Raw genomic sequence first — 13,089 nt, 5'->3', positions numbered from 1 at the left:
CCCTTTAATATAGTGGTCGGATTCAACGTATCATGATAAACTGGCTCCAAAAAGAACCACTTTTTTAAAATTTCAGGAGTACCACTTCAAGGAGAAACGGCCATGGTATGGGTTTCAATTGATCGAACGCTTGCAACACCTTTGTTTCGGCAGATCTATGAACAACTTCGTACAAAGATCCTCAACGGGGAACTTCAGGCAGGGAGTCCGCTTCCCTCCACGAGGGAATTGGCCTCCCATTTGCAAGTTGCCCGAAATGTGGTCCTGGAAGCCTATGAACAGCTGCTGGCGGAAGGTTTTCTGGAGGGACGGCAAGGGTCGGGCACCTACGTAGCGGAAGGAGCCTTTCTGCAAACGGTGGAACGGAAAGCTCACTCCCTTCTTCCTGATCCTATTGCGTTGGAAGTCCATGACGGGTTTGATGCCCAACCTGATCGTATTGATTTCCGGTCAGGGATTCCCGCTTTGGACCTGTTTCCGCGAAAAATTTGGGGGCAATTGGCCTATCGGGTATTTCAGGAAATCCCCGATCCTGCCTTTGGTTACAACCGGCCTGAAGGGCGTCCCGAGCTCCGAACCGTGCTGTCCGGCTATCTGTACCGGACTCGCGGAGTCCGTTGTCATCCCGATCAAATCGTGATCACTTCCGGTGCCACGCAAGCCTTGACTCTTGTGGCCAAGCTTCTGCTTGGACCCGATCAATGTGTGATCACGGAAGATCCTGTCACTCAAGAGATCCAAACCATTTTTTCCACACCCGGCGCCAGGCTGCATGGGGTTGCAGTTGATGAATCAGGGCTGCGCACCGACCTTTTGCCCGCCAACAAGAACCCCTGTTTTGTCTATGTCACACCTTCCCACCAGTTCCCACTGGGCGGCACCATGTCGATTCAACGCCGGGTTCAACTGATTCAGTATGCGAGATCCGAGGATTGTTTCATAGTGGAAGATGATTACGACAGCGAGTTCCGGTACAAAGGTCCGCCTGTCAGCTCGCTGCAGGGATTGGAGCCGGAGCGGGTTATTTATATCGGGACCTTCAGCAAGAATCTGTCACCCGCCTTGCGATTGGGATATTTGCTGTTACCTCCGGATCTGATCGAGCTGTGCCGGAAACTGAAACGGTTCTCCGACCTTCACACCCCGATTCTGGAGCAACTGGTTCTGGCACGCTTCATTCAAGAGGGGCACCTGGAACGACACATTGCAAGAATGAAGAAAATCTATCGAAAGCGGCGCAATATTCTGGTTCAAAAACTGTATGACCGATTCGGCTCCGAGATAGCCGTCAGCGGCACATCCACGGGCCTGCATCTGATCGTGGAATTCCCACTCCTCGATACAATTGAAGGGCTTGTGAAACAGGCGGAACAAGCCGGAATCCGGGTATATCCGGCCGAGCATCATTCCATTCAAAAAGGGGTCCATGCCAACAAGCTCATTCTGGGGTATGGAAATCTGGACGAGGCTGAAATTGAGGAAGGGATAAAAAGGCTCCATACCGCCTGGGGATGTCTTTAATGTTCATTTGGGATACTCCTGACTCCCAATTTTGCCAAACCCTTTTCCATACTTGTCACTGTGGAGTTCACCTGCAGTGGCCCAGTTTTCCCGGTCAAACTCGTCAAATAACACTGTAACCCATTCCGGATTCACATCAAGTTTCTCCACGACCGTATTCGTGATGGCCCTGGCCAGGTCCCTCTTTTGCTCAACTGACCTGCCCTTGGCAAGTCGAATTGTGATGATCGGCATAACTTCATTCCTCCCCCAAAATCAATAGTTCCTCATTGAAAAATGTAAAATCTATTCAAACACCAGCCTTAATAGGTACAAAAATTAAAATTTATTCTTCACTGCTTCTACATTATAAGAATTTTCATACTAAAAAAGAAACCTCAAGAGAGTATTTTTTCTCTCTCAAGGTTCTCATTTCTTCCCGCCACCTCTTCTCTTATGCTACACCTGAGGAAAACTTGAATCTGCTTGGGTATTTTGTCTGCAAAAGATACCTACCAGAGTTGTGGTGCGGATTTAATCTTTACTAGGAAGTTAGATAAATTGTTCAACCCTTTGAATGGATCGAAGTTCACTTGAATCGAGCATATAGCTGTCTGAAAACTTTTCTGGATTTTGAATCCAAGTAATAGATTCCCCAATCCAGAACTCCATCATACCTAAAGACGAATCCCTAGTCATAATCAACAATTCTAGGTTATTTTCAAATTTGAACTTTAACCCTTTGTCGATTATTAATTCCCAAGTTTCTTCTTCAGTACCCCATTTCACTTTATCACGGATTATAGATACTGAGGCTAACGTTTGACCTGTCCATTGAACACCTACAGCGGTATTCAGGTCTTCCAAGTCCGATTTGAACTCGCTTGTGCAAAGTTTCATGTCCAATATATCTAACCGTGGAAATTCTACATTGTTGACATTGGGCATGGAATTACATAGCAAAGCGAGTTCCCTCTCATTTTCTTTGAAAGCCACAAGGAAGCCCATATTGTGATTTAAACCATACATTTTATCAAAGCTTCCTGCAGTAGTAATGCGAATCTCATCAACCATTTTTCCCTTAAGGTAGGATAATTCTGCTACGGATTGTGTAGTAAGCAATGATTTAACATCAAAATGCAAGTTCCTCACCTCCATTAATCGACAAAATGAATTTTTTGCTCTTTTATCGCTCCCTTGCCGTGAATTTCTACCACGGGAGTACCATCAGACGATGAGATGGGACGATATACTACTCTCTGGCCATCTGGCATATGGGCTATGGTTACATTACCTTTTTGTTCGATCTTGGTAGCACCTTGAGTCAATTCTTTCATCAAATCTTGGGCTGCATTATCACCACCAGGCAGATTTCTAGTATGGCTACCACCTAGCCCCTTCGTTCCATAGAAACCATTTTCATCAGGTGCAAATTTACCCGTCCCCTCAGCAACATTGTCCGAACCTTTTACAACATTACTCCCTGCTCCACCAATATCATCTGCGTTCTTGAACAGTGGTTTTGCTACTCTCTTTCCAAGAACCACCTCCAACGATCCCAATCGCACTGATAGTCCTTTGAGCGGGGGAAAGTTCCTCGCCAGTTACAGGATCTTTTCCGGTAACTGCTTCAACACCGCTTTTTACGTTTCCTATACCCGGAACAAAATCAGTTATAGTCGAAGCCGCTCTCCGGGCTTCTGGGTTTGGCGGCTGGTTACCTGTAGGCGGATTAGGGTCGATCACTGTTACTCCATCTATATAGATAGGTTCAGACAGTTGCTGCTGCTGTTGTTGCTCAATCTGACGAAGATTTCCCCAACCGGGGCTTGACTCTTCAATTCCAGTACCGGAATCCGAACTCCCTCCCCCCATCCCCATTTGCATTGAGGCAAATTGTAGGTCCTGCCTTTTTAGACCTCCTTGAGAAAGAGACATAACATAGTTCTTGAACTCGCCAATATTTGTTATTGATGGAGTTGTCGTATCGGCTTTTGATCCCCAAGTTTGTCGGGTTTTAATTTCAGAACTGATTATTCTCCTTGCTTCCTCAAGGGTTGTACCAGCGGATATAGTGCCTCCACGGGCTCTCAGATTATCAGCCGTCCTGGAAGCCAGTTCCATTCCTTTCTTGTCCCCACGGGCTTGTGCAACAGCATAGTCATATTTGGCCTGATAAATTCCTCTGTTTAACTCGTCAACGGAAGGCTTGCTAATCGTGACTCTGTCACGATCATTCGAGTGACTCCGCTTATATTCCCTTGTTTTCGCTGTATCTTCGTCTGCCCGGAGAGTCGCGCCCATTTTGCGGAGCTCGTTCGCTTGTTGATGGGCCCGGTCCATTCCTGCCCTGTCGCCTCGTGCTTCCGCCTTCATATAGTCAATTTTCAGTTTTTCTACTTGCTTGTTGAGTGATTCCACTTGTTTGTCTTTTGCCGCCTTGCTAATTGTAACATGGTCTCTTGCATTCCTGACAGAGTTGGCATTCCTGTCATTATGCCTATCATTTGTTCGGGTCGATTCTTGTTTCGAGCGTTTGTCTTGCTTGATCCTTGCATCCGCAGCAATTCTGTCTTCCCTATGATGTCTAGACTGCTTGCTCAATGATCTAATTTTTGCCATCATAGACACCTCATTTACGTGAAGTTATTCTGCCAGCCTTAATAAAACGTTCGAATATTAAGGTATCTCCTCCCGTTTCAACCTAAAATCTCACACTGTAAATTTGAATAACCTTGACATAAAAATACTAAAACGCACCAACATAAATAAAGTCCAGAATTTGTATTTTTTGTTAAAATTTTTGGATTTATTGAAATATCAGTCTTTATGAACGCAAAAATTAAAAAAGATGCCTTTCCGTCTGGGAAAGAGCAATCTCTATCCCCCTCCGGGCTATTTCTGATGCGTCCCAGAGGCAATCCCCATCCTCGAACTGCCGCTTGCTTGTCAGTTGCCCGTTACTACATTCACCTACAAAAGAAAAAACCCAAGCATGTGAGCTTGGGTCTTGCATGAGAACATGATCGTCGGGTTTCTTTTGTTTATAACTTGCTTAACTTTGCCTTACTTTACCTTGCTTGCCTAACCTTCGGTTGCTCGCTTACATCGCTACTCCCCACCATGCGGGCGGGTCTGCTTGCTCCCTCGAGCCGTGTGCCAAACTGAAAGGGGGTTTCACATTTGGCTTTGTCTTGTCAGCTTTCTTGCTGCTGAAAGGTATTAAAAGAAACCCGACGATTCACAGCCTCATGATTCCTTTCTTCACTTTCAGTATACCACCGGATTCTTTCAGATAGTGTGACGAAACAGTGACAGGTAAGCGTTTAAGACGGCGGATTCCACTTTCTCTTATCCTCGACTTCACCCCTGGCTCTTTCGGCATCCTGGTTGAAAGGTTTCTCGGTTCCGCCCAGGAATCGGGATTCCAGACAGAGGACCAGAATAATTAGAACAGCTATTGTCAGTACAAACCACAACATACCCGCTCCCCCCTTAAAGAGTTCTGTTATATAGTACGGACCGGATAAAGAAATGGCGAACACCCCTGTAACAAGATCGTTCGCCATTCGATGTTGTAATCATGTTGGTTCCGGTTCAGATAACGGATTCTTGAGCACCTAATTCTATTTCGATGGCACCCCGAATATGAATAACGGCTTATGATGCATTTATTTTGCAAGTTAGTCAATGAAAAAAAGTCCACACCCTCAAATAACGGATCGAAAATCCGTTACCTCGAAAGGTCACCCTAAAAGAGCCAAATTAACAGATTGAAAATCCGCTACTTTTACAAAAGGCACTTTTAAGGTACTTTTGGCCCGGCACGCTGCCTCCCATGCTATACCCACTGGAGCGTACGTCCCTCGATCCCCCGCCTCCCCGTGTGAGTGCTGCCAATCTACTCCTTCACCATCAAATTGACAATGGCTGTGATGGCGGGATTCTGCTGTTTTGACGCCAGGTAGGTCAGGTAAAAATTCCTTTCCATCGGGAGTTCCGCCAGGATCTTGATCCGTCCGTGCCTGGTGGCCGGTTTTGCTGCAAAGCAGGAAACGATCGAATAGCCAAGACCTGCCTCCACCATCGAGATAACTGCCTCAGTACTGTCCACTTCGGCTACGCAGTTTAGATCGTCCACAGAACCGCCCCATCGGCGAAGCCCTTCCTTGGCCGCATGCCAGGTGCCGGAACCTTCCTCCCGAAAGATGAACGGTTTCCCTTTCACATCGCCGAATCCGTCCACCTCTTCACTGTCAGCCGGACCAACCAGCAGCATCTTGTCATTGGCAATCACATGGCCGACGAACAGATCGTTTCTCGGTTCCTTGCCGACGACCCCAACGTCTATCCTGCCGTCGCGCAGAAGCCCCATCACTTCCTCCGAGTCATGCACACTCAAGCGAACTTCCATTCGGGGGTACCGGTCCCGAAATTCACGAAGAATCGGCGGCACCAGGTAGGAACCGGGAATGGTGCTTGTCCCAATCCGCAACACCCCTGTCAATTGTCCTTGCAAAGAATGGCATTGATCGACAAGCTCCTCCCACCGGAAGAGAAGATCCTTTCCTTTCTTGTACGTCAGTTTTCCGGCTTCCGTCGGTTCCAACGTGTCGCGATTCAGAAGAATGACTCCCAATTCTTCCTCAAGGGTCTTCAGCTGCTTGCTGACAGCCGGTTGGCTGATACTGAGCAGTTCCGCCACCGTTGAGAAATTTTTGTGTTCGACAAGCATCATAAACGTTCGGATTCGCTTCAAATTCATACAAAACTCCCATTTCTTCCGCAGAGTGTGCGATAGCCGCATTTTCCGCAAACAGTAAGGTCTTCCGTCATTGGATACGATTCAATGGTACATCTTTCCAACAGCTTGTTGCAAGTTTGCCGGAGATCAATTCGTAAACTGTCAAGCGATTCGCTGCTCACGTCAACATCCACCGATTTATCCGCATCCAGGAAAAACAGAACCGCCCGGCCAACAGGTCTCTGGAAGACAGATTGGGCAGCCAGCGCATACAGTTGCAGCTGCACCCGGTAATACACAACAAGTTCTGCCATCTGTTCCCCGCTTCGGATCTCATTGGTTTTGAAATCCACCACGGTAAGCGACCCATCCTCTTCCGGAAGAATGGCGTCAATAAACCCGTGTACCAGCATTGATCCGGCCTTCAGGTAAAAAGCCTGTTCCCGCAGCGACTCCGTGCGGAACCAGGGACTTTTCAAATACCGCTCTGCCATGGATTCAAGGTACTCGACCAAAGCAGCACGATCTTCCTTGCGAATTCCTCTTGCGCTTTCCACCTGCTTGCGAATCCACAAGGTCGTCTCTTCCGGTTCCCGCAGATGCTCAAACATTTCATGAACCAGCGTTCCCCGCAAGTCGGCGTGCATGCGCCGGCGTGGTGTATCCGGTTGAGCGGTGTCACCGGCCTCCACTTCCATCTCTTCACTGTCAGGCAGGTTGCCGTTTGCGGGATCTCCCGACAGAATCTGACCATTAGGGAACCGCATTTCCGGAAGACGAAACAGATACCGCAAATAAAAACGGCGTTGGCATGTCCGATAAGCCATATAAGCAGAGGCAGACAACATCGGCAGCGGCAGACCGTCCGGATTGCCTGCAGAAAACAGCAGGGCCGGTACCGGGGTGCCAGCGGGGGAAGGCAGGGACAGAACCCGGTTGTCTGGAAACTTATCCCGCCACAACTCCCATGGTTTTTTACGGTTGTTCAAAGGATCGGCCTCCGGGTGCCCCACTTCCGTATTTATAAAAATCCGGTACCCGGTGCCCGTTTCAAAGTCCCCTTTTTCACAGAGGCCGGGAACCAGATCGTTCCATTTGGAAAAACCTGCATGCTGGCGAATCCACTTTTGCCACGAGGGCATGTCGGTTTTCGGTTTGGTCATCACAAGTATCAGGTAATCCCGGGCACGAGTCATTGCCACATAGAGTTTGCGGTGTTCTTCGAGGAGTTCCCGTTCATTCTCCTGCTCTTTCATGATGTGGTACAACCCGTCACCCTGCACCTCCAGGGCACCCTCGGAAGCCGAGTCACCAAACCGTTCCCCTTTCAATCCCATACCCATGCCGGGACGGATGATGCACCGCCCCGCATCCCCTGCAGCAATGGACCGCTTTAAATCAGGCAGAATGACAACAGGGAACTCCAGCCCCTTTGACGCATGAACGGTCATCAGGCGCACCGCTCCCCCTCCTGTTCCCGAACCGCTCCCCAATTGAGCTTCCGTTTCCTGGACTTCCTCGTCCCTCATGCGCCGCAAGTGTTTCACAAACTGTCCGAGTCCATACCCATCCCGCCGCTGCATCTCCTCGGCAAGATCCACCAGTTTCAGCACGTTGGCATAGCGTTGTTCCCCGCCAAATCCGGCAAGCAGCACCTGCAGATAGCCGCTCTCGTCCAGAATCGACCGCAGGAAATCGGCCAATGGACGGAAGCGGCAGCTCTCCCGCCATTCGGCCAGTTTTTCCACAGCCCACAAGGTTTTCGTATATTCTTCAGCCTGCAGCTTTTCTTTAAAGACAACCGGTTCCTTTGAAAAAGCAGCCAAGCCCGAAGCGAGCGACCCTTCCTGGGCAAGCCAGAACAAGGTCTCATCCGACAAAGCAAAAACAGGAGAACGAAGCAGAGCCGCCAAAGAAGTCTCATCACCGGGGTCGGCAATGGCAGACAACCACGAGCAGATGTCGGCGATCTCCCGCTTTTTGTAAAAGTGGCGTCCCTTCTCGACTATGTAAGGGACCCCGTACTTCTGCAGCGCCTGCTCGTATACGGACAGATGGGTGGTGGCCGAGAACAACATGGCGATGTCGCCAAACCGGACAGGATGGGCGGTCTCTTCCCGCTCCCCTGCTTTCTTCCGGTACACCAGCGGCCGGTTCCCATCCACCAATTCACGAATCCGGCGGGCAATCAGGTCCGCTTCCGCTTCCCTGGCGTCTTCATCCTCTGCTGCCTGATTGAGCAGAAATTCTACACAAGCGTCCCCGTGACCGGGATTCCGGGCCGCATGCAGCGGGGCAAACCGGACTTGCCTTACATGTTTGGCCTCGGCACTGCGCATAAGATTTTCAAAGAAGTCGTTGATATAACAGATGATTCCCGCTTGTGTCCGAAAGTTGATTCCCATGTCAATCAGGCGTTTCCCCGATCCGTCCGAACGGTGTTCTTCTTCCACCTCCTGAAACACATCCACGTCTGCACCGCGGAACTTGTAGATCGATTGTTTCCCGTCTCCTACCAGAAACCGTTTCAGGTTGCCGTTTTGGCTTGAGATCCGGTCAAGGATCGATTTTTGCAGCCGGTTCGTATCCTGAAACTCGTCAATCATGAGAAAGCGAAACCGTTTGCCGTAGACAACCGCCACTTCGGGGCAGTCTTCCAGCATCTTGGCCGCCAGTTGTTCCAGATCGTGGAAATCGAGCATGTGAAGCTGTTCTTTCAGCTGCCTGTAGCGGATGTCCAGAGTGGACAGCAACCCGCAGAAAAACCGGACCCTTTCCATGGCATCGGGTGCCAGTTCCGAACGCATAAGACGCGGAAGCAGCTGCTGCTTGATCTGTTCATGCGCTTCCTTCAGCGCTTCCGAGCCGCTTTTTTTCCAGACGGTTTTCAACAGGTCTTTGATTGTTTGCCGGACTTCCGGACGGACAATCCCGTCCCAGGACCGCAGCAGGGCGGATCGCTCCTGCCAGTGGGCCACCCACGCTTCCATGTGAAAGGCGTATTGCGGGGGTTTCTTGCTTTCCAGCAGTGCACCCAGTTCCGGACGGACTATTGCATCCACAATCCTGTCAATGGCAGCAACAGTGTCCCGGATTTGCTCCCGTAACCTTGCAAAGGAAGTTCCGGTATCATCAAGAATCTGTTCAATGGAATAGTCAAAGGTCTGAATGGCCTGGTAAGCGGACAGAAGAGCTTGAGCGATCCCGCTTCGCCCGCCCCAAGCGGCATAGAGCGGCTGAATGCCTTCAAACTGTTCACGCAGCGCATCTTCCAGTACTTCTTCCACAACCCGTTCCAACAACCGATCCGCATCGTCCGGCTCCAGCATCTCCGCCATGGGGTCAATGCCCGCTTCCACCGGATGTTCTTTAAGAAGCCGCATGCAGAAACCGTGAATGGTCGATATGATGGCCGAGTCCAGCTCCCGATAGATTTGGCGCAGCCGCTTTTTCCCCGCCAAATCGGCAGTTTCATCGATCCACTTCTGCACGGCCCCGCGAATCCGCCGCTTCATTTCGGCTGCCGCCAGTTCCGTAAAAGTGATCGCCACTATTTGGCTTGGGCGGGCACCGCGAACCAGCATCTCCATATATCGTTCTGTCAGAACCCACGTCTTTCCCGATCCGGCACCAGCCGCCACCAACAGGTCATCGTCAAGATTCACGATGGCTTTCAGCTGTGCTTCGTTGGGCTCCGGGTTCCGGACTCTTGCAAATGCAGGCTGTGTCATGGTGTCCGCTCCTTTCCGGCAGCATCATATCGGCAAACGTCAAGATAGGGGCAGTAAGGGTCACATTCCACCCGGGGCTTTGCGTCAAAAATCCCGTCCCGCAATTCCTCCAGCTGGGCAGCCACCTTCTCCAGGGAATCGGATATTGTTTGCTTCAGGTCTTCGCAGGTATCAGACTGCCTGGTTGCCGTGATTCCCCAATTGCCGGCATCCGCCCCCCAGACTCCCACCATCTTGGAGGGTAATGGCGCCACATGCCGGAATCCGGCGCCAAGCGGGACAACCTGGTTTCCTTGAAGTCCTGCCCATTGGGTATATGCAGCCAGATACAGCGGCAGCTGCCAGTTGGTTCCGTCTTCCAGGTCTTTGATTCCTTTGTACTTCTTGGGATTGAGGCTGGTCTTGTAATCATAGACGGCAAACCCGGAACCGTCCTCAGTCAGGTCAATCCGGTCAATTCGGCCCCGCAGTTTCAATGATTCGCCTCCTGCCTGCACTGCAATCAATTCTTCAGTTGACTGGACATCGGGCAGCTGCCGGTCATCCTCCCGAATCGGACTGCCGAATGACCATTCCAGGCGAACAGGCCGCATCCGGGATTGCACCAGATCGTTCATTTCATGTTCCAGCCAGAGACGCAGCTCTTTCTTGAGCCGCATCCTTTCGACGGGCCAGTAACGATTGGCCGTCAACTCCGACCCTTCCCAATTACGGCAGGTTTCCTCAAACACATCCTCGAATCGTTCCATGACCGCTTGCGCCTCATCAATACCGACTCGCTCCCGTCCGGTCAGCGGCAACAGCAGACGCTGAGCCAGGTCGTGCAGAAAGACTCCTTTTTCGGTTACAGGGATACCGTCTTCCACCTCTTCCCGCGGTTGGATCTTTAACACCCGTGCGGCAAAAAACTTGAACGGGCATACGGCGTAATCGTTCAGCACCGATACACTCCAGGGATATTGGGCTCCAAACTTTGCCCGCAGGATCGCCTTGATCGCAGGGTCTGCCAGACGGCCAGCGAAGGAGCTGGCTATGCCGCTCCGGCGCTCCGTCTCGGCGGCAAGCCTGTCTATCATTTGCCGCCAGGATTGCCCATCGATACCCGCAAATTCCCGTTCCAATTGCTCCAAAACCCATGCATCCGGCTCCGCTGTCACATGCAGGGACGACTCTCCACCGAGCCATAAGGCCATGCGTTCCCGCCATTCTTTCCGGCTTGACAGGTCTTCCCACCGGTCGGGAACCGGCAGGTGGGACATGGCTCCCCGAAAACGCGGGGGCGCCATCCACTCCCCTTCCTTCAAACAGTGCATCACTGCTTCCAGGTAGGGAGACGGCAGATTCCGCTCATCCGCTTCCGGACTCTGGTAGCCCAGATACAGCCGGTCCCCGGCAGATTGAATGCAATACCTGAACAAAAGGCTTTGCAGATCCATTTGTTCCCGCCTCTGCAGGATCACGCCCTGCCTTTCGGCAACCCGTTCCAAACGTTCAATCAACCAGTGATCCCCCGGCTTCTTGGGATACCCGCCTTCATTTAACCCGAGTATGAAAACTGCGCGAAACGACAGGCCGCGCAATTCAGCCGGCCGGTAGACGCCCACCCCGCTGCCCGCTCCTCCATCCACCTGGACTTTGGACTCATGCAGCAGATCCTTCCATTCCTTCCAAAACACCGCAAAGGACACTTCCCGGTCCCCGTAAAGCCGGTTGGCGCGAACCATGCTCTCCAACGCGTCCTCGCAGCACTGCCATGCCCGAACATCACGCCGCAAATCCTCCAGGGTGTATGGACCGTCAGCAGCCGCAAGCATATACAGCTTCTCAACCAACTGCAAACGGGATACCACTTGCCTTACCGTTTCCGCATATCGGGTATAAGTTGCCCTTTGTGAAAAATCGTCCGGGTTCTCCTCGACAGCCTGCAGGATGGTACGGACAACGGGCACCTCCACCAGATTCTTGATATCGGCAAGACGAACCGCGATGCGGTTTTCCTGAAAGATTCGCCTGATCAACGGACGATATGCCGCATCATCCGCAGCCACCACAGCTATCTGACTGGGATCCCAACCGGCACTGGCCAATCGCTTGATTTCTTTTGCAACCGCCTTCACCTCTTGCAAAGGAGTGCTGCTTGGGATCATCTCCACACCGGAAATGGCCAGCTTCTCCGGGTTTTCCGCAAACAGGTTCCGGGCCAACATCCCGAATCCTCCCGTTTCCGGTTGGCGGAGCTCAACATGTTCCACACCGTATCCGGCAAGGGTTTTAACCAATCGTTCCCGAATCTTGTCAAGTGTTCCGATCCCCTCCGCATCTGACGGATAAGGCATAAAAATCTCCACATGCGGCACATAGCGGCATACGGCTTCCACAATGGGAAACTGCAAGGGGGTCACCGTCAGAAAGTCAATATATACCGTATCAATCCCCGCGAACAGTTCTTCCCCGCTTGCGTTGAGATGCCCTGCCGCCACCCGGTACCCTTCCTGCCGATCCAGCAGCCTTCCTGCCGGGTGAGTTTGCAACAATTGTTGATAGACTTTATAGATTTGTGCGAATGACCGGAAGTAAGCGGAAGAATTGGCCGACGCCCCCGCTTCTGTTCCAATCGCCCATTCGCTTGCCATTTCTTCCGAAACAGCGGAACTTTTCATCTCTTCAAGGGCATCCATCAAAGATTGGAGAAAGCCGGGCTTGTCCATAATCCGGCGAAAAGGTGCCGTCGCTTTCTCTCCTGCCATCTCGACCGCTTTCATAAGTACCGCCAGCTTTCCCTGTTGGTCAATCCGGAGAATCCCTTGTTCCTTGGTCAATCCCAGATCCACCAGATCATCAAACGTCCCAATCTGGCCGGACACTCCAAGCCCGTCCTTGGTCAACTGTTGCCGCACTTCCTGAATCAGGTGCCGTGTGGGCAAAAGAAACAGGAAGCTGCGATGTCCATCTTGCAGTTTCAGACGGCATTCCTCCGTCCACTTCAACCTGAGTTCATTTGTATACCAACCTGTATAAATCCGTTTCATAGGCCCTCCGTACATGTACCTGTTCAGGAAAAAATATTCGCCATGCGTTTGCCGGAACCCTTTGCCTGTATGAATTTGTCATGGA

Annotated in this window: 9 protein-coding genes; 1 reads left to right on the top strand and 8 read right to left on the bottom strand. The window is 51.2% G+C overall.

Annotation, left to right across the window (positions count from 1 at the left end):
- The first annotated feature begins 102 nt into the window (after nt 1–102).
- Nucleotides 103–1,521, top strand: a complete 1,419-nt coding sequence (gene pdxR, locus EFBL_RS03180; protein ID WP_096180689.1) for a MocR-like pyridoxine biosynthesis transcription factor PdxR — start codon at nt 103–105, stop codon at nt 1,519–1,521.
- A 3-nt stretch (nt 1,522–1,524) separates the two neighbouring features.
- Here the strand turns inward: pdxR and EFBL_RS03175 are convergent, their stop codons facing one another.
- From EFBL_RS03175 to EFBL_RS03145, 8 genes are all read right to left on the bottom strand, one after another.
- A complete protein-coding gene (locus EFBL_RS03175) occupies nt 1,525–1,755 on the bottom strand; it encodes a tautomerase family protein (protein ID WP_096180688.1) in 231 nt (76 codons plus the stop codon).
- 297 nt (nt 1,756–2,052) lie between these two features.
- Complete coding sequence (locus tag EFBL_RS03170) at nt 2,053–2,643, bottom strand: hypothetical protein (RefSeq protein ID WP_096180687.1); 591 nt, start codon at nt 2,641–2,643, stop codon at nt 2,053–2,055.
- Nucleotides 2,644–2,657: 14 nt separating this feature from the next.
- Nucleotides 2,658–3,047, bottom strand: coding sequence for a hypothetical protein (locus EFBL_RS03165; RefSeq protein ID WP_096180686.1), 390 nt, complete (start codon nt 3,045–3,047; stop codon nt 2,658–2,660).
- Complete coding sequence (locus EFBL_RS03160) at nt 2,998–4,125, bottom strand: pre-toxin TG domain-containing protein (RefSeq protein ID WP_096180685.1); 1,128 nt, start codon at nt 4,123–4,125, stop codon at nt 2,998–3,000. Before EFBL_RS03160 ends, EFBL_RS03165 begins: the two co-directional genes overlap by 50 nt.
- Before the next feature lie 701 nt (nt 4,126–4,826).
- Nucleotides 4,827–4,982 carry a hypothetical protein gene (locus EFBL_RS20875; protein ID WP_165912507.1) on the bottom strand — a complete coding sequence of 52 codons (156 nt, stop codon included), beginning with the start codon at nt 4,980–4,982 and terminating at the stop codon, nt 4,827–4,829.
- Nucleotides 4,983–5,401: 419 nt separating this feature from the next.
- Nucleotides 5,402–6,265 (bottom strand): selenium metabolism-associated LysR family transcriptional regulator, encoded by an 864-nt coding sequence (locus tag EFBL_RS03155; RefSeq protein WP_096180684.1) that lies wholly within the window; start codon nt 6,263–6,265, stop codon nt 5,402–5,404.
- A complete protein-coding gene (locus EFBL_RS03150; RefSeq protein ID WP_096180683.1) occupies nt 6,262–9,975 on the bottom strand; it encodes a UvrD-helicase domain-containing protein in 3,714 nt (1,237 codons plus the stop codon). Before EFBL_RS03150 ends, EFBL_RS03155 begins: the two co-directional genes overlap by 4 nt.
- Entirely contained in the window at nt 9,972–13,004 is a 3,033-nt protein-coding gene (locus EFBL_RS03145; protein ID WP_165912506.1) for a PD-(D/E)XK nuclease family protein, read from the bottom strand. The genes EFBL_RS03150 and EFBL_RS03145 overlap by 4 nt, the downstream gene beginning before the upstream one ends.
- Nucleotides 13,005–13,089: the final 85 nt, after the last annotated feature.

The sequence above is a fragment of the Effusibacillus lacus genome (assembly GCF_002335525.1).
In the GTDB taxonomy this organism is placed as follows: domain Bacteria; phylum Bacillota; class Bacilli; order Tumebacillales; family Effusibacillaceae; genus Effusibacillus; species Effusibacillus lacus.
Note: the sequence above shows the minus strand (reverse complement) of the source record. Positions and strands in the feature narration are given on the sequence as shown.